The sequence below is a fragment of the Methylobacterium sp. R2-1 genome (assembly GCF_014191355.1).
In the GTDB taxonomy this organism is placed as follows: domain Bacteria; phylum Pseudomonadota; class Alphaproteobacteria; order Rhizobiales; family Beijerinckiaceae; genus Methylobacterium.
Map to the genome: position 1 here is coordinate 116023 of NZ_JACHWM010000004.1, position 21367 is coordinate 137389.

At 63.2% G+C, this 21367-nt stretch carries 15 protein-coding genes and 3 pseudogenes; 7 read left to right on the forward strand and 11 right to left on the reverse strand.

The features are described 5' to 3' along the window. Window positions 1-57: 57 nt before the first annotated feature. From FHU13_RS07315 to FHU13_RS07330, 4 genes and pseudogenes are all read right to left on the reverse strand, one after another. Window positions 58-1833, reverse strand: coding sequence for an acetolactate synthase 3 large subunit (locus tag FHU13_RS07315; protein WP_183435213.1), 1776 nt, complete (start codon window positions 1831-1833; stop codon window positions 58-60). 333 nt (window positions 1834-2166) lie between these two features. Beyond that, a pseudogene (locus FHU13_RS07320) lies at window positions 2167-2328 on the reverse strand (methyl-accepting chemotaxis protein); the annotation flags it as partial. A gap of 90 nt (window positions 2329-2418) precedes the next feature. After that, window positions 2419-3915: a YdiU family protein gene (locus tag FHU13_RS07325; protein ID WP_183435214.1), complete on the reverse strand. Its 1497-nt coding sequence runs from the start codon at window positions 3913-3915 to the stop codon at window positions 2419-2421. 533 nt (window positions 3916-4448) lie between these two features. Then, window positions 4449-4952 (reverse strand): ferritin-like domain-containing protein, encoded by a 504-nt coding sequence (locus FHU13_RS07330; RefSeq protein ID WP_183435215.1) that lies wholly within the window; start codon window positions 4950-4952, stop codon window positions 4449-4451. Window positions 4953-5299: 347 nt separating this feature from the next. On the opposite strand from FHU13_RS07330, the gene FHU13_RS07335 reads away from it, so the two are divergent. Beyond that, window positions 5300-6586: an MFS transporter gene (locus FHU13_RS07335; protein ID WP_183435216.1), complete on the forward strand. Its 1287-nt coding sequence runs from the start codon at window positions 5300-5302 to the stop codon at window positions 6584-6586. Window positions 6587-7278: 692 nt separating this feature from the next. On the opposite strand, the gene FHU13_RS07340 is transcribed toward FHU13_RS07335, so the two are convergent. Together FHU13_RS07340 and FHU13_RS07345 are read right to left on the reverse strand one after the other, a co-directional pair. Then, window positions 7279-7818 (reverse strand): hypothetical protein, encoded by a 540-nt coding sequence (locus FHU13_RS07340; RefSeq protein WP_183435217.1) that lies wholly within the window; start codon window positions 7816-7818, stop codon window positions 7279-7281. 1361 nt (window positions 7819-9179) lie between these two features. Further along, a pseudogene (locus FHU13_RS07345) lies at window positions 9180-9756 on the reverse strand (IS3 family transposase); the annotation flags it as partial. Window positions 9757-9972: 216 nt separating this feature from the next. On the opposite strand from FHU13_RS07345, the gene FHU13_RS07350 reads away from it, so the two are divergent. After that, entirely contained in the window at window positions 9973-10170 is a 198-nt protein-coding gene (locus FHU13_RS07350) for a hypothetical protein (RefSeq protein ID WP_183435218.1), read from the forward strand. Between the two features lie 385 nt (window positions 10171-10555). After that, window positions 10556-10963 (forward strand): helix-turn-helix domain-containing protein, encoded by a 408-nt coding sequence (locus FHU13_RS07355; protein WP_183435219.1) that lies wholly within the window; start codon window positions 10556-10558, stop codon window positions 10961-10963. 489 nt (window positions 10964-11452) lie between these two features. On the opposite strand, the gene FHU13_RS07360 is transcribed toward FHU13_RS07355, so the two are convergent. Beyond that, window positions 11453-12355: an AraC family transcriptional regulator gene (locus FHU13_RS07360; protein ID WP_183435220.1), complete on the reverse strand. Its 903-nt coding sequence runs from the start codon at window positions 12353-12355 to the stop codon at window positions 11453-11455. A 162-nt stretch (window positions 12356-12517) separates the two neighbouring features. Between FHU13_RS07360 and FHU13_RS07365 the strand changes: the two genes are divergently transcribed. From FHU13_RS07365 to FHU13_RS07380, 4 genes are all read left to right on the forward strand, one after another. Further along, window positions 12518-13096 carry a DUF308 domain-containing protein gene (locus FHU13_RS07365; RefSeq protein ID WP_183435221.1) on the forward strand — a complete coding sequence of 193 codons (579 nt, stop codon included), beginning with the start codon at window positions 12518-12520 and terminating at the stop codon, window positions 13094-13096. A gap of 77 nt (window positions 13097-13173) precedes the next feature. Then, window positions 13174-13431, forward strand: a complete 258-nt coding sequence (locus tag FHU13_RS07370; RefSeq protein WP_183435222.1) for a hypothetical protein — start codon at window positions 13174-13176, stop codon at window positions 13429-13431. Between the two features lie 1370 nt (window positions 13432-14801). Further along, complete coding sequence (locus FHU13_RS07375) at window positions 14802-15293, forward strand: hypothetical protein (protein WP_183435223.1); 492 nt, start codon at window positions 14802-14804, stop codon at window positions 15291-15293. Further along, window positions 15280-15447: a hypothetical protein gene (locus FHU13_RS07380; protein ID WP_183435224.1), complete on the forward strand. Its 168-nt coding sequence runs from the start codon at window positions 15280-15282 to the stop codon at window positions 15445-15447. The genes FHU13_RS07375 and FHU13_RS07380 overlap by 14 nt, the downstream gene beginning before the upstream one ends. A 96-nt stretch (window positions 15448-15543) precedes the next feature. Here the strand turns inward: FHU13_RS07380 and FHU13_RS07385 are convergent. The 4 genes and pseudogenes from FHU13_RS07385 to FHU13_RS07400 all read right to left on the reverse strand — a co-directional run. Further along, a pseudogene (locus FHU13_RS07385) lies at window positions 15544-16926 on the reverse strand (heme peroxidase); the annotation flags it as partial. Window positions 16927-17131: 205 nt separating this feature from the next. Beyond that, window positions 17132-18166: a ribosome small subunit-dependent GTPase A gene (rsgA, locus tag FHU13_RS07390; RefSeq protein ID WP_183435225.1), complete on the reverse strand. Its 1035-nt coding sequence runs from the start codon at window positions 18164-18166 to the stop codon at window positions 17132-17134. A gap of 289 nt (window positions 18167-18455) precedes the next feature. Next, on the reverse strand, window positions 18456-19715 hold the full coding sequence (locus FHU13_RS07395) for a PHB depolymerase family esterase (protein ID WP_183435226.1): 1260 nt from the start codon (window positions 19713-19715) through the stop codon (window positions 18456-18458). Window positions 19716-19788: 73 nt separating this feature from the next. Beyond that, window positions 19789-20208, reverse strand: coding sequence for a CopG family transcriptional regulator (locus tag FHU13_RS07400; protein WP_183435227.1), 420 nt, complete (start codon window positions 20206-20208; stop codon window positions 19789-19791). Window positions 20209-21367 lie beyond the last annotated feature (1159 nt).

Sequence of the window (21367 nt, forward strand, 5' to 3'; positions counted from 1 at the left end):
CGCCGATCGAAGCGTCCACTCCATGGCTCCGTGCCGCGAGACAGGATGCCGGTCCAATCAGACCAGCATCTTGCCCTCGGCCGAGATGACGTCGCCGAGCTCCACCCCGGTCTCACCGAGATAGTCGGACAGCAGCATCTCGTTGTGCGCCTTGCCCGACGGGATCATCGGGAAGCAGTTCTCGGTCTTGTCGACGACGCAATCGAAGATCACCGGCCCGTCATAGGCCAGCATCTCCTGGATCGCCGCGTCGAGCTCGCCGGGCTTCTCGCAGCGGATGCCCTTGGCGCCGTAGGCCTCGGCCAGCTTCACGAAGTCGGGCAGGCTCTCCGAGTAGCTCTGCGAGTAGCGCGAGCCGTGCAGCAGCTCCTGCCACTGGCGCACCATGCCCATGTACTCGTTGTTCAGGATGAAGATCTTGACCGGCAGCCGGTACTGAACCGCCGTCGAGAGCTCCTGCATGTTCATCAGGATCGAGGCTTCGCCCGCGATGTCGATGACGAGCCCGTCCGGGTTGGCGAGCTGCGTGCCGATCGCCGCCGGCAAGCCGTAGCCCATGGTGCCGAGGCCGCCCGATGTCATCCAGCGGTTCGGCTCATCGAACTTGAAGTACTGCGCCGCCCACATCTGATGCTGGCCGACCTCCGTGGTGACGAAGGTCTTGCGGTCCTTGCACGCCTCGTAGAGCCGCTGCACGGCGTATTGCGGCTTGATGATCGTGCCCGAGGGCCAGTAGGCGAGGCAGTCGCGCGACTTCCAGCGGCTGATCTTGTTGAACCAGTCCTCCATCCGCGCCTTGTCGGGCTGCTTCGGCAGGGCGCGCCACTGGGCGAGCATCTCCTCCAGCACCGCGGCGCAATCGCCGAGGATGCCGACATCGACCTTCACGACCTTGTTGATCGAAGAGGCGTCGACATCGACGTGGATCTTCTTGGAGTACGGCGAGAAGGCATCGAGGCGACCGGTGATGCGGTCGTCGAAGCGCGCACCGATGTTGATCATCACGTCGCAGTCGTGCATCGCGAGGTTGGCCTCGTAGGTGCCGTGCATGCCCAGCATCCCGAGGAACTTGTCGTCGGAAGCCGGGAAGGCACCGAGACCCATCAGCGTCGAAGTGACGGGGAAGCCCGTCTCGGCGACCAGCTCGCGCAGCAGGCGGGACGCTTCCGGCCCCGAATTGATGACGCCGCCGCCGGTGTAGAAGATCGGCCGACGCGCGCCTGCCATCAGTTCGACGGCCGCCCGGATCTTATCCGAGTCGCCCTTGACCGGCGGGTTGTAGGTCTTGTGCCCGTTGTGCGTCGGACGGTTGTAGACGCCGGTCGCGAACTGGATGTCCTTCGGCAGGTCGATGACGACCGGGCCGGGGCGGCCATGGCTCGCGACGTAGAACGCCTCGTGCAGGATGCGCGGCAGATCCTCGATCGATTTCACGAGGTAGTTGTGCTTCGTGCAGTGCCGAGTGATGCCGACCGTATCGCATTCCTGGAACGCGTCGGAGCCGATCAGATGCGTCGGGACCTGGCCCGTGACAGCAACGAGCGGGATCGAATCCAGCATCGCGTCGGTCAGGCCGGTGACAATGTTGGTCGCGCCCGGGCCTGAGGTGACGAGGACGACGCCGACCTTGCCGGAGGAGCGGGCATATCCTTCCGCGGCGTGGACCGCACCCTGCTCATGTCGCACGAGCACGTGCTTGATCGTGGTCTCGTCGAATAGCGCGTCGTAGATCGGCAGCACGGCGCCGCCTGGATAGCCGAACAGGGTATCCACGCCCTGATCCTGGAACGCCCGGATGACCATTTGGGCCCCGGTCATGACCTCGCCGCTCATCGACTCCTCCATCAATCCGTTCTTCGTGTTCCGATCCGCATGCCGGCCCGCTGGATTTCGCGCAATAAAAAAGGGCCCCGAGGGACCCTGCATGCGCCACCGACCGGGCCTGTCGGGCTTGATCTCAAGCCCGCCCCGTCCGTGGCGCTTCCACTACGATAAGAACCGTGCGCATCGTCGATCCGTTCGCCGCCTCCTCGCCGCCCTTGGGCGAGTGACTCTCAGCAAGTAAGGGGCGCGGATTAAGCGATGCGCACCCTTCCGTCAATCCGCGTCACCCGTATTTGCGGCGGCGAAGCTCGCTTTTGAACCTGGATCCGCCGCGCTCTGGCATCATGCCACCCGCACCGTGCCCAGGAAGCGGGCCACCTCGGCGCTGAGATGCTCCGATTGCCGCGACAGCACGGAGGCCGAGGCGAGCACCTGGGCAGCTGCCCCGGTCTCTTCGGATGCCCGCGCCGCACCGGCGATGGTCGAGGTCACGGCGCCGGTGCCGCCTCACAACACAAAATGAACATACGCTAATGAATTTATATTCCTCGCGTCTCGCCGACGACGGGATAATGCAAGGAAAGAATTCTCTTCTCAGGTTCCGCAGAAGGTACGATAGCCGCGTCCGCCGCCTTCCGGAGCCTCCGCGAACCGCGCGAAGCCGGGCTGGGCGTCGTAGGGGCGGGCAAGGACGGCCAGCAGCGTTTCGAATGGCGCGAAATCCTGTCGCTCGACCGCGGCCTCGATCATCGCCTCAACCTGATGGTTGCGCGGAATGAAGGCGGGGTTGGCCGTCCGCATCAACCGCCGCCGTGCCGCGGCGTCGCCCGGCTCTTCGGCAAGCCTCCGATGCCAGCGCTCGGCCCAGCGGTCATAGGCGGTCGGATCGATGAAGAGGCTCCGCACGGCCTCGACGGCTGCCGGCTCGGGATCGCTCGCGGCGTCCGGCACGGCCTCACCGAGGCGCCGGAAAGTGAGGGTGAAGTCGGCCTCGTTCTCGGACATGGCCTTCAGGAGGTCCCCGGCGAGAGCGGTATCGCCGTCCCGCGTCGTGGCGAGCCCGAGCTTCCGGTTCAGTCCGCCGTGATAGGCGGCCTCGAATAGTCCGGCGAACCCTGACAGCGCACCCTCGGCTTCACCGACGGCCCGCGTCTCGTCGTCCGACAGGAGCGGCAACAGGGCTTCCGCGAGCCGGGTGAGGTTCCACAGGGCGATGCGCGGCTGGTTGCCGTAGGCGTAGCGCCCATGACGGTCGATGGAGCTGAAGGCGGTCGCCGGATCGTAGGCGTCGAGGAAGGCGCAGGGACCGTAATCGATGGTCTCGCCGGCAATCGACATGTTGTCGGTGTTCATCACGCCGTGGATGAAGCCGACGGTGAGCCAGCGGGCGACCAGTTCGGCTTGGCGGCGGATCACGCCTTCGAGCAAGGCACGGTAGGGGTTTTCGGCCTCGGCCGCCGCCGGATCGTGGCGTGCGATGGCGTGGTCCGCGAGCGCACGCAGGCCTTCGACGTCGCCGCGGGCAGCGAAGAACTGGAACGAGCCCACCCGGATATGGCTCGATGCGACCCGGGTCAGGACGGCGCCGGGCAGCACCGTCTCACGGATGACCTGCTCCCCCGTTGTGACGGCGGCGAGCGCACGGGTGGTCGGGATGCCGAGTGCGTGCATGGCCTCGCTGACGAGGTACTCGCGCAGCACCGGCCCGAGGGCGGCGCGTCCGTCGCCACGCCGGGAAAACGGCGTTGGACCCGACCCTTTGAGTTGAACATCGCGGCGGAGCCCGTGGCGATCGACGACTTCGCCGAGCAGGATAGCCCGCCCGTCACCGAGCTGCGGTACGAACTGTCCGAACTGGTGCCCGGCATAGGCAGCAGCGAGCGGCTCCGCTCCCTCCGGAACGCGCTGCCCGGCCAGGGCTCCGACACCTTCGGGGGTCTCGAGCCGTTCGGGATCAAGGCCCAGTTCGACGGCGAGCGCACGGTTCAGCCGCACCAGTCTCGGCGCCTCGACCGGCGTAGGCGCAACCTTCGCAAAGAAGCGGCCGGGCAGGCGCGCGTAGCTGTTGTCGAAAGGAAAGAGGGCAGTCATGGGCGGTACCGGCGCGGAAGGACTCGAAACAGTTCAGAGGGAACTGTGGGGACGGGTGCAAGGTCCACGCCCGTCGTTTCGCGGCGTCCCCATGGAGACGCGAGCGCCGCAAATGCATCCGGCACGACCGGGCTGGCGGAAACGCCTGCCTTCAAGAGGCTGAGGGAAGAAGCATGGGCCGCCCCCGTTCGTCAGTCCGGCGGAGGCGATGCGGATCTTACCGACGGTGTTCCGTCCGGAATACCGGGCAGGTGCACGATCGATGAGGGCTTCGTCCAAGAGGAAAGAGCCTGGACTTTTCGGTCAGCCGGCATCGGTTCTTCGGAAATCGTGTCGGCCGACCTAAAACGCCGGGACGGGGGCTCAGCCGCTCCCTGCCTTGTTCGAGGGCCGCACCCTATCCTCGGTCGGCGGAGGCGGGGAATGCGGGCCGGGCTGAGGATCGGATCGCGGCCGCTCCATCCCGGAGATCGGGCCTTGCGCAGGGGGCTTGGGGCGATCTTCGGAAATGGGAAGCTTCCTTTCGACCATGATCAAGCCGCCTTCTGGTTCACCCGGCTCTCGGCCAGCGCCGTGAGCTTCTGGTCGGTCGCCTTTTCCTCGTCGAGCGTCTGCTGGAGCAGGGCGGCGCAGTCGTCCCGGCCAAGTCGTTTGGCCCAAGCGACAAGGGTGCCGTAGCGGGCGATCTCGTAATGCTCGACGGCCTGCGCCGCCGCGAGCAGAGCCGCATCGAGCACCTCCTTATCGGCGACTTCGCCTGCCGTCTCGTTGGCCTCCTTAATGATGCCGTCGATGGCCGGACAATTGACCGCTTTCGGCTTGTGACCATGCATCTCAAACACCTGCTCCAGGCGCTTGATCTGCCCTTCCGTCTCACGCAGATGCGTCTCGAAGCCCTGGCGCAGCAGCGCGTTCGTCGCTTTCCCGATCATCGTCGGTAGAGCCTTGGTGATCTGGTTCTCGGCGTAATAGACGTCCTGCAACGTGTGCACGAAGAGGTCGTCCAACGACTTGATGTCCTTCGTGAACAGACCCATGGCGTCCTCCTGTCACGGTTCTGGCGCTGTACGACAACAGCGCCCATGACAAGAGAAGCCGGGCCGCACGGTGCCGGTTCCGCGTGACCGACCGCGACGCCGAGCGCGTCCTCGAAACCTCGCCTCACCTTTTCAAGCACTCGATTGTATTGGATGTCGCGACGCTCACCATCGAGAGGATGATGTTCAGCCCGGCGCCTCTCGCGCTGAAGGACCTTCTATCCGACTGCCGGCAACTCCGTTACGAGAGCCGGGCGCATGGCGCCCGGCAAGGACCTGATGAGGCATGCAGAACCGTGCCGAAAGGGCCACGAAGGCCGGGCGAGGCAATGGGGCGGGACCACGGAATGGCGGATGCGCTCACGCGCAAGGTGGCGCGGCGCCTGCTGCCCTTCCTGATGCTGTGCTACTTCTTCGCCTATCTCGACCGGGTGAATGTCGGCTTCGCCGCTCTCACCATGAACAGGGATATCGGCCTGTCGGCTACGGCCTACGGGTTCGGAGCGGGTCTGTTCTTCCTCGGCTACGTCGCCTTCGAAGTTCCGAGCAACCTCATTCTGGAACGAGTCGGAGCGCGGATCTGGATCGCACGGATCATGGTGACATGGTCGCTGATCTCCGCCTCGACCGCCTTCGTGACGGGCGAATGGTCGTTCTACCTCGTCCGCGTCCTCCTTGGGCTTGCCGAGGCCGGCTTCTTCCCCGGCATCATCCTCTATCTGACCTACTGGTTTCCGGCCGCGCAACGCGCGGGCATCGTCGGCACCTTCATGATGGCGGTGCCGCTCTCGGCTGCCATCGGCGCGCCGCTATCCGCCCTCGTCATGAGCGTCACCGACGGCTGGCTCGGCCTCGCAGGATGGCAGTGGCTCTACCTCCTCGAGGCCGCGCCCTGCTTGGCTCTCGGTCTCGCAACCCTGTTCGTGCTGACCGACCGTCCCGAGTGCGCCACCTGGCTGACCGACCAGGAACGGGCGAGCCTGGTTGCTCGGATGGCCGACGATCATCGTCTACGGCCGGACCGGACAGCGCATCTCGGCAGCGCTCTCCTCGATCCGCGGGTGCTCGGCCTCGGACTCGTCTATTTCGGGCTCAGCACGGGCCTCTACGCGGTTGGCCTATGGTTGCCGCAGATCGTGAGCAGCTTCGGCTTCACGACGACGGCGACGGGGTTCGTGACCGCCGTCCCGTACATCGTTTCGGCGGCGGGGATGGTCGCCTGGACGCGGCGCTCCGATCGCACGGGAGAGCGCGTCCGTCACGTCGCGATTCCGACCGTGGCCGCCGGCCTCGCGCTCTTCGCCGCGAGCCAAGTTGGCACGCTGCCCCTCACCATCGTCGCGCTGAGCGCAGCTGCGCTGGGCGTGTTTGCGGCACTGCCGACCTTCTGGACCCTGCCTACGCGGCTGCTCACCGGAACCGCAGCCGCGGGCGGTATCGCGCTGATCAATGCGCTCGGCAGTCTCGGCGGCTTCGCCGGACCGGCACTCATGGGCTGGATCCGCGACACGACCGGGCGCTTCGACGACGGATTGGCCGCGGTCGCCGTCGTCTTGATCCTCGCCGGATTCTCGGTTCTACGGCTCGACCGCGACTCGAACCGGAACACGGCTCCGACCCGAGATCCCGGATAAGCCAGAGGTCCAAAACGCGAGAGGGCCGCGATCCGATCGACCCGCCCCGAGGCGAGGCCTTCAGCCGAACGCGACCGGTTCCGGACGAGGAGCGAACGCGGCCGTGCTCTCAATGTGTCGAGGGCGATCGCGAAGCACGGGATGGAGGAAGGACCGAGGATACGATCATCGGGTTGGAAGAACGATGCACGCGCACCTGGCGTTGGAGCACGGCGTGGACATTGGCGGGTCTCGCGGCGAGCGGTGCATCAGGCTCGTTGCCTTCGGCTGCACTCCCGGCCTCCGCGGACGCTACCACACCCAATCTGAGATTCGGCTCATGCTTGCGGCGCGGGCGCGGCGTCAACCTGGAAACTCCGAAGAGGACGAGCCCCAGGCATCCCCAACTCAGCGATGCAACTGAGGGCGGATTGGCGAACATCATCACCAACAAGCCGCACAGAGCGGCGGCCACACCGATCAGGCGGAATTCGGAGTCAGGCAGTCTCATAGCCTCGTTCTACGGAGCCCTGCTTGCCAGCCCGTGCACGTGATCCATCGGATTTGAGAAATCAGTTGAGGCGAGCCCGATGCGAACAACCAGGGCGAGCGTCACCGGCAGGGGGTGGAGCCGCTCCTAGATGCGACGAACTCTCCATCGGTTAAGCCGGAGTAGATGGTGGCGTTGCGGGAGCGATCCGAACGGCGAGAGATCACAAATTAGTCAGGATCGGAAAGGGAATTTTGACGATAGAAGAGCCGGTTACGTGCACTACGGACCACTTGCCGGGTCCGGTATCTGCGATACTGAAGTTCTCAACGAGCAGCTTGGCGACGAAGCCATTCCGGGTCGTAGTGTCGATGTGGATGCCGTCGCCACCGAACCGTTTCGAACCGAGCTTGCCGATGGAGAAGTCTCGCTGGACCGCGCCACGAATCCCGCCGGAATCGGCTAAAGGTTTGACCTGGATGACAGCACGATCGCCGGCTGCTGCGCACGGCTCGATGCGGGATCCACGTGACGCTCCGGCGATCTCCACGAGGCTGGTGATGCGAAGAAGGGCTTCCGCTTCGTCGAGGGGATCCGGACTGACCGCGATGACGCCGGGCGGCAAGCGAAGACGAGCGCCGCGAATCTGCGCGAACCGCAGAGCTTTCCGCAGAGCGGGACCATCATCGATGCCGTCATCGGCCACGACGCCGGAATTCACAGCATAGATCTCGTTCGACAGCAGATCCTTCAGCGCGCGCATGGCTCCGCCGGCCGATGGTGCAACACGCATGGCCGATGCGTCACCGGCCGAGCCGGAGCCGAGGATGTCACCAGTTGGGCGCTGTGCGCTGGAGCGAGACGAACCGGGTGCATGGTATCGGAATCGATGGCGCCTCTGCGGCGGCCGCGGGGCAGAGCTCAGCCGCCGCCTCGATCGGTAACATCATGAGCAACGTTTTGTTGGCGTCGAGAACGGCACGAAGTCCGGCCCCGAGGAGTGCACATGAGTTGCATCCGTTGCAGGCGGAAATAGGAGCTTTTGAGACGCTCCGATCACACGACGTCTCAGTGCTACACCCTGTGAGTGGCCGTGACCGACCGCCGTTCCATGAGATCGATGGTAGCCAGAGGTGAAATGATGAAGCACGAGCCGGAACTGACCAGATTGTCGCGGATATGGCATCTCCGACGATCCGCTTGCGTTAACGTGCGGATGCCGGTGAGAACGTGATGAGCCAACATCCACTTGTAGTCGCGACCATCGGCACGCCGCGGCAGGCAGCAGGAGAAAGGGCGAGCTAGATGCATGGACGACCGCCCGCAACTGCGTCCGAGTCGTTCCGCACGGCGCTGGCGACGCGCCTATCCCGGGAGATGACGGAGGCCGAGCGACAGGGGTTCGGGACATCCACCGTCTGGCTCACTCGCGAGGAAACCGATTTGATCTGTGCGGCTCTGAGGACGGCCTCCAGTGAGGATGCATCCCGTCTCGACTTCCTCGACCGGTGCGTGGCCGCGATGTCCGCTCGAGATAGATCCGTTCGGAGTTGGCGCATGACCATCAACCCGGAGGGCTTGACGCTCTGCGCAGTGTCAGAGGCGCACTGGCGTGTCACGGGTTCCCATGAACACGCCTCCTGCCGAGAAGCTATCGACGAGAGAATGGCCGAGTTGGAGTCGGCGCGAGCCCTCACCAGCGAGCACCAGAATACAGACAACAAATGCTCAGCTATCCAAACTGAATTGACAAAATCGTCGGCATAGAAGGCATTTACTTCACAAGATACTCGTCACAGACTTATATTTAGCGCTAAATTATGAAATTATCACAAAGATCCGGCAAAAAATCAGAAATAGATCCGAATATTTTTCTTATACACGAGCAGTAATCAAGAGCTGATTGGCGCAGAATTACTCGAAACGTGGTTGCCATTGTGGCCTTTACACATGGCGATATAATAATTTGGCTAACGAGTCACCCGACTAAGTCAGGCACTTCGGTAGAATGTCGCTAACCGCTCTTTATAAGTTTAGTGCTTACAAACTTCGAAACTTGTTCTTGGAGAAGGTCTCGCCGTTCGATAGCTCGTCCCGTAGTCTTGGGTTGAAACTCTCGATTTAGCTGTTCTCCCACGGCGAACCAGCAGCGATGTAGGCTGTTCTGGCAACGACGCCGGTGATCCAGGCCTGGACCGACTTGGCGATGAACTCCGGGTCGTTGTCCGAGCGGATATGGCCAGGCATGCCGCGCAAGTGAACAGTTCGGCGAGCACGTCGACGACATTTATGGCCTTGAGCTTGCGCGCGATCCAGATCGCCAGGCACTCGCACGTGAACTCAACCACGCTAACCATTCTGAACTTGCGTCCCTCAAGCGTTCGGGCTTCGACGAAGTATAGGACCAGACATGATTGCGGTGCCCCGCCCGCAGCCGCAGGCACGAGCGGTCCCCCTTCCACCGGCCGCCCTTCTTCAGATGCCACGCTGGCACCTTCAGACCTTCACGCCGCCAGATCCGCTCGACCCGCTTCTCGTTGACCAGCCAGCCTGCCGCCTTCAGCAAGGCACTGATCTTCCGATAGCCACAACGACCCGACCTTTCGGTCGAGGTCCCGAGATCGGCGGTGAGTGCCGCTTCGTCGTCTCTGCCCTGCGGCACCTTGCGCCGTGTCGAGCGATGCTGGCCGGGCGCACGACACCCCGACGCTGAGTTCTGGCGCTACATCTTTTAGACCGGCCCCGCCTCCTCGCTGTCAGATCGCGGCGAGATCATCGGTTGAGTCCTGTCTCATCACGATAGCTTTGAGGCACGTAGCGAAGAGAGTCCGCCAGTTGCAGAACGCGCAGAACGCTTTGGTCCGGCTCCACGTTGACGAGGGCTCAGTGCCCGAGTCTGTATCTTCAGGAGCCAACGATGACTGAAGCCGAGCGAGAGCACCAGTGGAACCGGGATTGGTTGCTGGTCGAGATGGCCGAGGCTGTCGAAAGAATGCTGGAGCTGGCACGGCACGCGTATCCTACCGAGTCGATGCTCACCCTCGGCGCAACGCAACAGCAGGGCAGGCTTGAAGCGGCCCGAGAACGGTTCGTGGGCTCTCTGGAGAAGCACTAGCGGTCCTCGCGGAGCCGTCCTCTCCGCGATAGCCTGCAGATGTGAAAGATCGCGCTGTCTCCGACTGGATCGCGGAGGGCCTGACGACGACGGCCCTGCATGGCGGTGCGGGCACCATGCGGCGGTGAAGCTCCTCGATCGACCACCAGGGATGACGAGATTTCGGCTCGGTCGGCAAGCAAGGTACGTCGCTTGCGACAAGGGAGGCGCTCAGGTCGCCCGGGACATGGCCGGGCACTATCGGCGGCTGCGGGAGGAGAGCAGACTCGGGCACTGAGGCGCGGCTGGTCGCCGCAACGAAAATCGTCACGTGGGAGTTGCTGGGGCCTCCCGGCTGGCTCGGCAAAAACCTGCCCTGCCGTTCTCCCATACAGGGCCTGAAGCCATGAACACTCCAAGCGCCCCGCCGAAGCGGGTAACCAAGCAAGACCGTACCGTCGGCGAGCGCATCCAGGCGCTGCGCAAATCCAAAGGGTTCTCACAGACTGCGCTCGGCAGCGCCGTCGGCGTGACGTTCCAGCAGATCCAGAAATACGAGAACGGCTTGAACCGCGTCGGCGCCGGCCGCCTTAGCGACATCGCTCGCGTACTCGAAATGCCAGTCTCGGCCTTCTTCGATGGCGATGAAAGCGACGCTGGGCAGGAGCAAGCAGAGGTGTTCGACTTCCTGCGGGTCCACGGTGCCACCGATCTCCTGCGCGCCTTCAATGCGCTTGAGGATGATCAAGTGCGCCGTGAAGTTCTGACGATCGTGCGCAGGGTGGCTCGGTTCGGGCAGGAGCAGGGTACCTGATCCAGTACCGCCCATGGCCCTGGCCCAGATGAAGCTACTGTGCGGGGCATCTACCTCGCGGTCAGACGGGAACCTGCGGCGGCTGGTGCCAGCTATGACGACCGCATGGCCGATCTGCAGCCACAGATGCTGTAGGAATGCGGCTTCAATCCGATGCCCCGCCCGGCGCGGCAGGGCAGAAACGGAAAAGCACGCAGAGGCTAAACCGGAGCAGAGATGATGGTTTACATGTGCAATCCGTCTCGTTGCCTGCGTCACCTGGTTCAATAAATTCTTCACTTCACCGGCGACGACGGCGAAACCGCGCCTGTTTTCTCCGCCCCGGATGGCACAATGCTGACCAGTGGGGTGGCGAACTCCTAACCCGTGCAGACTTAGCGGTTGGCCGGAGGAGATGTCCGCTCCGAACGGAGAAGCGGACCTCACCGAAGCCGCCGTCACATCAGCATATCGTAACCCATCATGCGCCTGCCGTTGCAAACGGACGCCTTACTGGCGCGCGCCATCACTCAGTGGCGCAGGCTCGTCCCTCGGCGGATAGCCGAACATCGCCTTGTAGGCACGGCTGAAGGCTGCCTCTGACTCGTAACCGACACGCAGCCCGACCTCGCCGACGCGTGCCTCGCGCGTGACCAGCATGTCACGGGCAAGAGTGAGCCGCCACTCGTTCTGGTAGCGCACGGGCGAGCGTCCGATGAGCGCGGTGAACCGCTCGCAGAAGCTCGAACGCGACATGCCAGCCGCATCAGCCAGGGCTTCCACACTCCAGCGCCGAAGCGGCCTCTCGTGCACGACCTTCAACGCTCGGGCGATACGGGGGTCCGACAGCCCTCTTAGCCATCCGGACGTGTGCCCGAGCTGCACCCAGGTGCGCAGCGTACGGATGACGATCACGTCGATGATCCGGGAGATCATCAGGGCCGCGCCCGGCTCGTTATCGGTCACCTCGGCCATCAGGAAGGGCACGATGTCCTCCAGCCATCTTGCTCCGTCGGCACGCCGGATATGGATGCGCTCAGGCAGAGCTGAGATCATGCCGCGAAGGCTGTGCGGATCGAACCAGAACCGGCAGACAATTACCGACGCCCGCGCTTGAGACGCCACCAGTCGCGTCTCTCCGAGACCGCGAGGCAGAAGCACGAGATCGCCGGTGTCGATCACGTCGAGCTCGCCGTCATTGTCCTCGGCGAGAAGCGAGCCGTCGGTGACCACCAGAACATGGGCCGCCCTGGCCACCAGATCCAAGCTCTCCAACGGCGCGACCTCGTGGGGCCGAACGTGCTCGCCAGTCAGCCGTATCTGCGCCAGCACATGCGAGAGGAGATCACCGGAGGCGACGCCGCGCGGCCCGCCGTCTGGAAGATCGGTCAAGTTTTCCAGCGTTCCGGTCATGGGTGCTGTCGGTGTCCGGCTGTAAAGGTGCCTTCCGAAGTTAAGCGTATGTCTCTGGAAAAGAGCAACTTTCACAAGATGCAGCGGTTCGGTCGGCGAGCCTGTCGTGTGACCCCTCATTATCCCGATCTTCCGCTCTTGCCACACACGAAGGGAACGTCGATGACGACCGTCCAGCGGCCTGACCGTGACACCACGCGCTGGCTGAGCTCTTACTACTTCCTCCGCGCCGGAGTCTCCGTTGGCTGGGTCGCTGCCGCCCTCACCATCGGAAAGACCCTGCCGCCTGTCGCAGCGGCCCTCTTGGTCGCCTATCCTGCCTGGGACGCCGCCGCCAACCTCATCGACGCGCGACGCAGCGGCGGCCTAGCCGCCAATCCCAGTCAGGCCCTCAACGCGGCGGTTAGCACCGTCGTTGCCGTCGCAGTCGCCCTGGCATCCGGATGGAGCCTGCACGCTGTGCTGGCAGTGTTCGGCGTCTGGGCAATCCTCTCGGGTCTGCTGCAGCTAGCGACCGGCGTACGGCGCTGGAGGGCAGGAGCCCAGTGGGCGATGATGCTGAGCGGAGCCCAGTCGGCTCTCGCGGGCACCTTCTTCATCGTGAAGGCGAATGGCTCCATGATCCCCGGCATCACGGATATTGCCGCCTACGCCGCGTTCGGCGCCTTCTACTACCTAGTCTCGGCCGTGTGGCTGAAAGCGGCGACGGCGCGGAGGGCATCGACCGAACGGACCGCTTGATCCCTCATGACCTTGGCGAATTGCTCGAACCCACGTTGCGAGCAGCCGACGATGTCCCAGCTTGCCGGTCTCGCAGGGTGGGCTGGACACGCACAAGACCAGTCCACTGCGAAGCAGGTGGCCGCGACCGCTGGAGCACCTCGATCGGCTCGGACCCGGCGGCCTTCGGCACGCACAGCCCGCGGCGCACCCAGGTCGCACTGGTCTGCAGGCGAACCGGCAACATCCGAGCCTGCCAACTGCCGCTCTGCCATACGAAGCTGGAGAGGACAGTGAGCTACCTCGGCATTGAAGTCGATGATGCGCCGATTCTGTCGGAGCAGACCGAGATCTGAATCGGGCGCCGCGGCCAAAGTGGACGCGGTGTGTCAGTATGGATGCTCTCATTCAGGGTTCCGAATGACCCAATCTCCGCCTTCGCCGATCAAGCCTCAAACGTCCGGTCGCCGAGCTGAGGCGGCCCCGGCGAGCAGTCCCGCAACTCGTGATGCGTGGGAGAGCAGTCACGGCGCGGAGCCTCAGTTCTCCTGCAAGACAAGCGCCGGCACCCGTCCAGATGTGGCTTACTGCTCGCTGCGAGCCGAGTGACAGATCTCCGCTCGCTCTCAGGTCTGATCGGTTCGCCCGATCAACCCACGGGGCGCCTTGATCAGCCCTGACGGAACCCGGTCTCAAGGCCAGCGGTTTGGACTGATCACCCTCACGCTTTGTCGAGCGCAGATGGCTATCTCTGCAAGAACGCTTTATGGCACAGGAGCTACATTTGCTGCAGGAGTGGTTGCAACCCTCGCTGTGGTCAACTTCTCAGGCGGCGAGCACGCAGTCTCGTCGCAGGTTGTGCAATCCGCAACCCAGCCCAATCCGCGGGATGTAGAAAAGCCTGCTTGGTCCGATCCCGTTCGGTCCCATAGTAGCCCCACTGCCTCAGCACCTCACGAGAGCCGTCCACCCATGACTTTCACGCCTGGGGACTCCGGTCACCACGGCGGACGCGGGCGGTCGCAGGCCGCTGGTGCCGAGAGGCAGGAAGAGACACCGCCATCTGTTTCACAGGCGAACGGGTCAGAGGGCAGAGCAGCCTCCCGGACTGAGACTGCGCAGCTAAGACCGATCAAACAGCATTCCGCGTTATCAAGCGGCAGGGGGCCCTGGGCCCAAAATGCCCTTTCGGAGAAACCACGAGACAAGCCTGTCATCGTACCTCAGGCAGCCAGAGAACAGCCGGAAATCACGAACGGAGCTGCACCTGCAAATCCGAGATCACCGGTCACTACTGAGCAGACTGAGGCTAGGACAAGACGGTTCGTTACATCTGGCCGGGATACGCACCGCCAAGAGGCTAAGCTGCCTTTGAAAACAACGAGTGACGGGCAGAGTCTTGCGGCGATCAAGGAAGCGCGCCGCATCGTCCCTCTTCGCGTCACCAAGCCGACCGATGCGCAGCTGGCTGAAGGTGCAACCCCGTCGCCGTGGGGTCGACGCCGGCCTCAGAACAATGCTGCCGAACCGAAGCGTCACTACTCTGCGGCGGACACAAGTGGAGTGATGGGGTGGCTGATGAAACCGGCCGAGCGCTTTTGATGGGTGAGCGCAGCGCGCGAGCTGATCGCTATGTCCAAGGAAGCCTCGTCAGTGAGCTCAGTGTCCACGAGGCGCCGCTGGGCAACCTCGATCAGGCGTCATAATTTCTGGCCGGAGGACGTCGATGTTGAAGCGAATCAGGCGCGCGTGGCCGGTCGCGGCCGTTATCAGCATGCTTCCATTTGAGGCGTTCGCGCTCAGCCCCGCGGAGATGAGGGACCGCACTGTCTTCATTGCCGAGCGATATCTTCAGATCTGGTCGTCGAACGACGCCGGCCCAGTCGCGGGGGTGCCGTACATGTACGGTTCGTCCGTCGTGTTCTACGGGCAGCGCTATTCGCAGCCTCAACTCATGGCGGAGAAGCGGCGCGCAATCCGGCAGTGGCCTGTCCGTCGGTACGTTCATCGTCCCGGGACTCTGCGGGTGATCTGCAATGCAGCCGCGCGCAAATGCGCAGCTCGCTCGACGATCGACTTCGAGATCAGCAATCCGGACCGCGGCACTCGCAAGACAGGCTCGGCCAAGTTTGACCTCGGCGTTAGTTTTGCCGAAGGCCACCCCCGAATCTTGTATGAGGGCGGCAGCCTGAACAAGCGGCGGGTTGGCAGCTCATGACTGGATCTGCGCCGGGGAAACTGAGCGCACTTTTTGGGCTGCCCGGTCTCGGAAGGAAGCCCAGCACGATCAGGTGAAGACCAATCTGCCTGACTTCCGCTACGAAGGCATCGCCTTCTACACCCATGATGACGATGCGAGCTTCGTCATCTGAGCGGGTTGCGAGAGCCACGGCGCGGGCAACATGCCCGCGCCTTTGAGGGTGATAGCCGGAGCACCTTCCGACGACGCTACTTCAAAACTTCCACTGTCATCCGACGACCCCAGCACCGAAGCTGGCATCGCCCTGTGGTAAGCGGTCCTCGTAGAGACCGTACTGCACGTAGTGTAGCATCGGATTGAGGCCGGCGGCTTGAACGTCCCGGTTCGCTGCCAGATACGCCGTCGTGTCGAACTCAATCGACGGATCGCGGCCCTCACGGGCGCCATACTGGACATAGTGCTTCAGAGGATTGATGCCGGCCGCCTGCACGTCGTGATACGCGGCGCGATACCCGTCGGTGTCGAACACCGCGTTCGGGTCCCGGCCCTCGGCAATCCCATATCTGTTGTAGTGGTTGAGGGCGAAGGCGAAGTTGTCGCCACCTGCCGCGTTCGCCGCCTCGGCCACGTCCAGATTGCCCAGGAGGTAGAAGGCTGCATCGAAGCCCTGCGCGGCGCTGAGATCCGCCACACGGCCGACCGCTTCGTCGGCGCTGCGGCCCTCGCCTTGACCGTACTCCATGTAGTGACGCAGCGGGTTGAGGCCGGCCGCCTGCACGTCCGGATTGGCGACATAATAGGCTTCGTTGTCGAAGTTCACGCCGGGATCACGCCCCTCGCGGAAGCCGTACTGATCGTAGTGCGACAGCGGGTTGATCCCAGCACTCCGAACGTCCGAATTTGCCGCGAGATAGCCCGTTGTAGAGAAGAAGGCGTTGGGATCGCGCCCTTCGCGGAAGCCGTACTCGGCATAGTGCGTATCAGCATCAATGCCGGCCGCAGCCACATCGCCGTAGCGGCTGAGATAGAACAGGTCGTCCACCAGCGGTGAGCCATCGGCGTTGTCGATGGTGCGGTCGCTGAATTGATACACTTCGATGCCGCGGAAGGTATCGCTCCCGTCGGGCCCGGTGATCACCGTGGCGCCATCGGCCGCGATGCCGACGACAGCCGCGCCGAAGGCGAAGTTGAGGATCGCCCGATCTGTTCCGCCACTGCCATTGAAGGTGTCGTTTCTGGCCGTGCCCGTGAACGTGTCGCCCTCCGCGCTGCCTATGAAGGTTTGACCGACCGGGTTCGGCTGACTGGTCCCAGACCCGCCCGTACCCGGCGGGTTCGTCGAAGGCTGACCCGCGACCGGCACTTGCGGACCGTCATCCGCCCCATCGTCGTCGTGATGATCGACATGATGATCGTCTTCGTGATCCGCCTCGACGCGATCGTCGTCGCGGTTCCGGTTCGATCCGAAATGTGGGAGGCCGCTCAGGCTGGTAAAGCTGATGCTGTTGTTCCCCCTGATCATCGTGGTCACGCCGCTCGTCGCATCGGTTCGGATCTCGTACTCGGCCGATGTCGCACCATCCGGCAGTTCGATCATATCCTGAGGATGCAGCGTGCCGACGAGCGTGTCGTTGCCGCCGTTCGAGTTGAAATCGCAGATGAATGCCTGCCGCCGGAAGGACGGGTATCTGAGCATTTGAGGGCGAATGTCGTATCGTGGCGCGTAGCTGAACAGGCTGAGCGTGCGTCTTCAATCGTATTGAATCCTGAGTAGACGCGCAGCAGAGGTCAGAACCAATGCAGCAGGCAAATCGTCTGCACGATCGTCCGAGGTCTCATGGAAGTGGTCGGGGTGACTACCCGCCAGCGCTCCGTCGGCCGCGTGGTCTAGGGGAGGTCGGCGTGTTGTCACGGTTTTCGGTGAGAAGCTTCCGCCAACGTATCAGCCGCTCAAGGTCGACCCTGCCGTCGGCGACAGCGGCCTGCACGGCGCAGCCGGGTTCGTGCGCGTGTGTACAGTCGCGGAAGCGGCACGAGGGCGCGAGTTCGGTGATCTCGGCAAACAGGGTTGCGATTCCCTCCTCAGCGTCGCTGACGTGCAGCGTTCGCATCCCCGGCGTGTCGATCACCCAGCCGCCCCCCGCAATGGCGTGCAGCGAACGCGACGTTGTGGTGTGACGTCCCTTGGCGTCGTGCTCGCGAATGCCTCCGGTCTCCTGAGGATGCACCTGCCCTGGACCGGCCAGGGTGTTGACCAGGGTTGATTTGCCGACACCGGAAGAGCCGACCAGCGCCACGGTCTGTCCCACCCCGCACCACGCGGCCAGGGTGCTTGCCGCCGCTGGAAGGCGGGGATTGACGGTTACGACGTCGAGCCCGCGCTGCAACGCGACGGCCTGGTCACGGTAGGCGTCAATATCGGCTGCCATGTCGGCTTTGGTGAGCAAGATCACCGGATTTGTGCCGCCCTGATTGGCCAGAGCCAGATAGCGCTCCAGTCGGGCCTGATTGAAATCGGCATTGCAGGAGGTGACGATGAACAGCGTATCGACATTGGCCGCGGCGGGCTGAAGGGTTCTGCTGCCTTCGAGGCGTCGTTCCAGTACCGTCCTACGGTTCAGACGGCGGTGAAGCATGTGGGTCCGGGGATGAACCAGCACCCAATCGCCCACAGCGAAATCCCCGGTGTTGGTATGAACCGGAAGCGTCAGCTTGACCGCTCCGGTCTCCGATAGGGCAGTCAGGCGTGAGCGATGAACCGTAGCGATCCGCATGGGTGCGAGATCGATCTCGTGTGGTTCACGCTGCTCTTCGAAGAAGGCGAGCCAACCCAGGCTCGCGAGCGGCACAGGTGGGAGGAGGTCGGGATGATCGGTCACCAGCCTGCACATGACATGGCATTGGCCTCATGGCCAGCGCACAGCAACATGGTGCGCATTCCGCGTGCGTTCGGATCAGGCGACACTCTGCTTCTCGCACCCGCTGCCACGACAAGTCGGGCTGGGAACGTCAGCTGACTTGCAGCATGCAGATTTCTGAATCGAGAAGAGACCATCCGCCGCTCGTGAGCAAGGGTCCGCCGTTAGCGCTCACGGACGTTTCATCGCTCGGCTGCGAGCCCGTTCGGGCTCGCAGCCGAGCGACCGTCGTTGCCTAACAAGGCAGATCGTGAGCTCAAACTTAGTGTTGTGTCGTATCACGTCCGCTTGCGTGAGCCATGAAGAAGCGCACCATCTCGCGGCTCGCGTCAGGACCGCGCGGATCCGTGTAGGTGCCATTCGGGCTGCCGCCGGACCAGGCATGGCCCGCGCCATGCAGAACCCACTGCTCCAACACCTCGCGGCCAGAACAATCGGACTGAACGATACGAGTGTAGGTCATGCCACCTGGGCTCTCACCGCGGGTGACGACCTTATCCAAGGCTTCCTCCGGCCTGGCCTGTGCGATGATGCGGTCGCCGTTGGCTGAGTTGACGGTGCGGTCTGCATCACCGTGGAAGACGATGGTTGGGACCGAAGCGCGCGTTCCCAGCGGCTGGGCCGTCCCGCCGCCGCTCATGGCAGCAAAGGCGGAGGGCATATCCTTGGCTGCACCGTAGGGAAGCCCTGAGTGGACGCCGATCGCCGCGAACAGATCGGGGTAGGTCGCCGCCATAATCGCCGCAGCCGCTCCACCGGCCGACAGCCCCGCGGCGTAGACCCGCCTCGGATCGACGGAAAATTCGCGGATGACGTCTCGGGCAATACCGGCGATCAGCGATGGCTCGCCCGAATCGCGCTGCTGATCGGCAGCGTTGAACCAGTTCCAGCACTTCTGCATGTTGGCCGACTGAGGCTGACCGGGGTAGGCTACTAAGAAGGTGCACTCTTCGGCGAGCTCGTTCATCCGCGTCCCGGAAGCGAAGTCATCGGGCGACTGGGTGCAGCCGTGCAGCATGACGACGAGAGGAAGGGCTTGGCCTGTATAGCCGCTCGGGACATAGACCTTGTACGTCCGGCTGCCCGCCGCATTGGAGAATGTCCGCTCCTCGTATCGGGCCCCATCGGGTATCGCGATCGGAGATCTCTGAGGCGACCCAAGGCCTTCCTGGAGGCCGGAGATCGAGCCCATTTTAGGAAAGCGCCCGCGCAGGGATCGCAGGGTCTCTGCAAGCCCCTGCCGTTCTGAGGCACCGGTCCTGCCATGGGGTGCCTCACCGGCTGTTTCCTTTCCGAAGCTCGGTGCGGTCCACGCTCCACCAGGGTTCCGAGGCGCTACCATGTCGATGGTCGACCAGGGTCGTGCGGTGCTCTCGTCCGTGCGCGGCGTTTCCTCGTGCTTGTCCGCTTGCGGCTTGGCGGACGCCGAGCGTCCCTGAAGGAGTGCCATGGCTTGAGTAAGCTGGCCGGCGCGGGTGAGGCGTGTCACCTCACCCATGTCGATGCTGGAGAACGCGTTCATGATCACAATCCTGAATGAGGTCGACGGACCGGAGCGAGGGTCCGGTTTCACTTCGAAGGGGTGAGGCGAGAGATCAGGCCGTACGGTCGGCCAGGGCTTCCTTGACCGCCGGTCTGGCGTGAAAGGCGCCGAGCACCTGCACGGAGGCGATGGCGGCGCGGGCGAGTTCCGGCGTCACATCGGGGGCGATGCTGGCGAGGCCGAGAACCTGGATGTGGAGCGGAGTGCCCGCATCTCTTGCCGCTTCCAGATCCTGCCGGGTGTAATGAGAGAGGCCCAGGCTGAGTTTCTTACGGACCACAGACTGAGTAACGGCATCACCCTGACGGTCAAGCTGGTTGCGCACGGCCGTTCGGATGAAGTCGGCGCGATTGGCGTAGAAGCCGTCGCGGACCAAGAGATCGATACGGCCGAGATCGACAAAGCCGAGGTTGATCGTCAGCTTTTCGCTCTCCGGCGCTCTAAGCCTGAGGTCGGGAACATCGCCTGCCATCCTCATACCCTCCTCAGACCATCTCGTTGGATGGTCCTGAGATGGTACGCTTGTGTTGCCATACAAGGGTAGGCTTATGCGACCGACCGAGCTGAGTTCGAGATCAATGACGCGCCTGCCATCTCGGATCATGCGCGGACTCCTCGACGCTGCCGGTCGTTTCGAGGCGTGACTTCGAACGGATAGGTGAGCGCATCGGTCTGCGTCTAACTGGCGTCCTCACAGACTGGCTGGGCCCCTGCGGGCGCGGGAGCCGAGCGCACCTTGGCCACCCTTGTGGCGGCGCATCGAAATGTTCGCTGACGGCAACCAGCGAATTGAGTTTGCGGAAGGCCTGCTGTGTGGAGGCGACCGGCCAATATGGCGGCCGTCGCCAAAGCTCCGGAAGTGGCGCACAGATGAACAAACGGCGTGCAATTCCCTGATCCCAAGTGGATATTCAAGGTGCTGCCGCTGAAGGTCCGATTGGGGTGGAGAGCCATCGCCGAATCCTGACCACATCGCGGACGCTGGGTTTTGCGCCCCTTCTGGTCACTCGGATGGCCGCATGAGCGCGCAAGAGACAAATCAATAAAATTCAGCAGGAAAATACAGCAAATATTGCTAAACTCGCGAAGACGAACTATTGAAATCTCAATTAGAATGAATTATTAGTCAAAGAGTATCGAAATTACTACGATGAGGAGCAAAAAATCACTTTGCATTCTGAAAACACAGATGACGTGCGACTGGAATATCTGGCCGTAAAAGTGATTGCTTGGAGCGGCCGCGGCCATTTTTTCCTATCGGCCTGCCTGAACTGGCCATATCCCACGCATTGCACTCGATTTTCTGAATATTGCAAATATAAGAAATAAGGCGCCGGCTTCGCTCAACTATGCTTTTGCGGACACAGAACATGCACCTTCTTCGATAGGTGTGTTTCAGATTAATCATTCATTAACCAGTTTTGTCAGAGCTGAAGGTCGGTACGTTACCCAGTCCTGGGAACGAGCCTCTCCTTAGCTCGTCGGCTGATCTGCAATCGCGCGGTCGCCGGTCTCAAGAGTCGCAAAGATGTCATCCGTTTTCGCTTCGACGTCCTCGTCGCAGGCCGCGCCGGTCCTCCACGAGAAGCGTCTGGCATTGCTCGCTGGTGTCAGCATCCTTGCGATGGCCG

Coding starts and splice junctions, on each gene's coding strand:
- FHU13_RS07315 (WP_183435213.1), bottom strand. CDS start 1,833: ATGAGCGGCGAGGTCATGACCGGGGCCCAAATGGTCATCCGGGCGTTC.
- FHU13_RS07325 (WP_183435214.1), bottom strand. CDS start 3,915: ATGACTGCCCTCTTTCCTTTCGACAACAGCTACGCGCGCCTGCCCGGC.
- FHU13_RS07330 (WP_183435215.1), bottom strand. CDS start 4,952: ATGGGTCTGTTCACGAAGGACATCAAGTCGTTGGACGACCTCTTCGTG.
- FHU13_RS07335 (WP_183435216.1), top strand. CDS start 5,300: ATGGCGGATGCGCTCACGCGCAAGGTGGCGCGGCGCCTGCTGCCCTTC.
- FHU13_RS07340 (WP_183435217.1), bottom strand. CDS start 7,818: ATGCGCGCGCTGAAGGATCTGCTGTCGAACGAGATCTATGCTGTGAAT.
- FHU13_RS07350 (WP_183435218.1), top strand. CDS start 9,973: ATGACTGAAGCCGAGCGAGAGCACCAGTGGAACCGGGATTGGTTGCTG.
- FHU13_RS07355 (WP_183435219.1), top strand. CDS start 10,556: ATGAACACTCCAAGCGCCCCGCCGAAGCGGGTAACCAAGCAAGACCGT.
- FHU13_RS07360 (WP_183435220.1), bottom strand. CDS start 12,355: ATGACCGGAACGCTGGAAAACTTGACCGATCTTCCAGACGGCGGGCCG.
- FHU13_RS07365 (WP_183435221.1), top strand. CDS start 12,518: ATGACGACCGTCCAGCGGCCTGACCGTGACACCACGCGCTGGCTGAGC.
- FHU13_RS07375 (WP_183435223.1), top strand. CDS start 14,802: ATGTTGAAGCGAATCAGGCGCGCGTGGCCGGTCGCGGCCGTTATCAGC.
- rsgA (WP_183435225.1), bottom strand. CDS start 18,166: ATGTGCAGGCTGGTGACCGATCATCCCGACCTCCTCCCACCTGTGCCG.
- FHU13_RS07395 (WP_183435226.1), bottom strand. CDS start 19,715: ATGAACGCGTTCTCCAGCATCGACATGGGTGAGGTGACACGCCTCACC.
- FHU13_RS07400 (WP_183435227.1), bottom strand. CDS start 20,208: ATGGCAGGCGATGTTCCCGACCTCAGGCTTAGAGCGCCGGAGAGCGAA.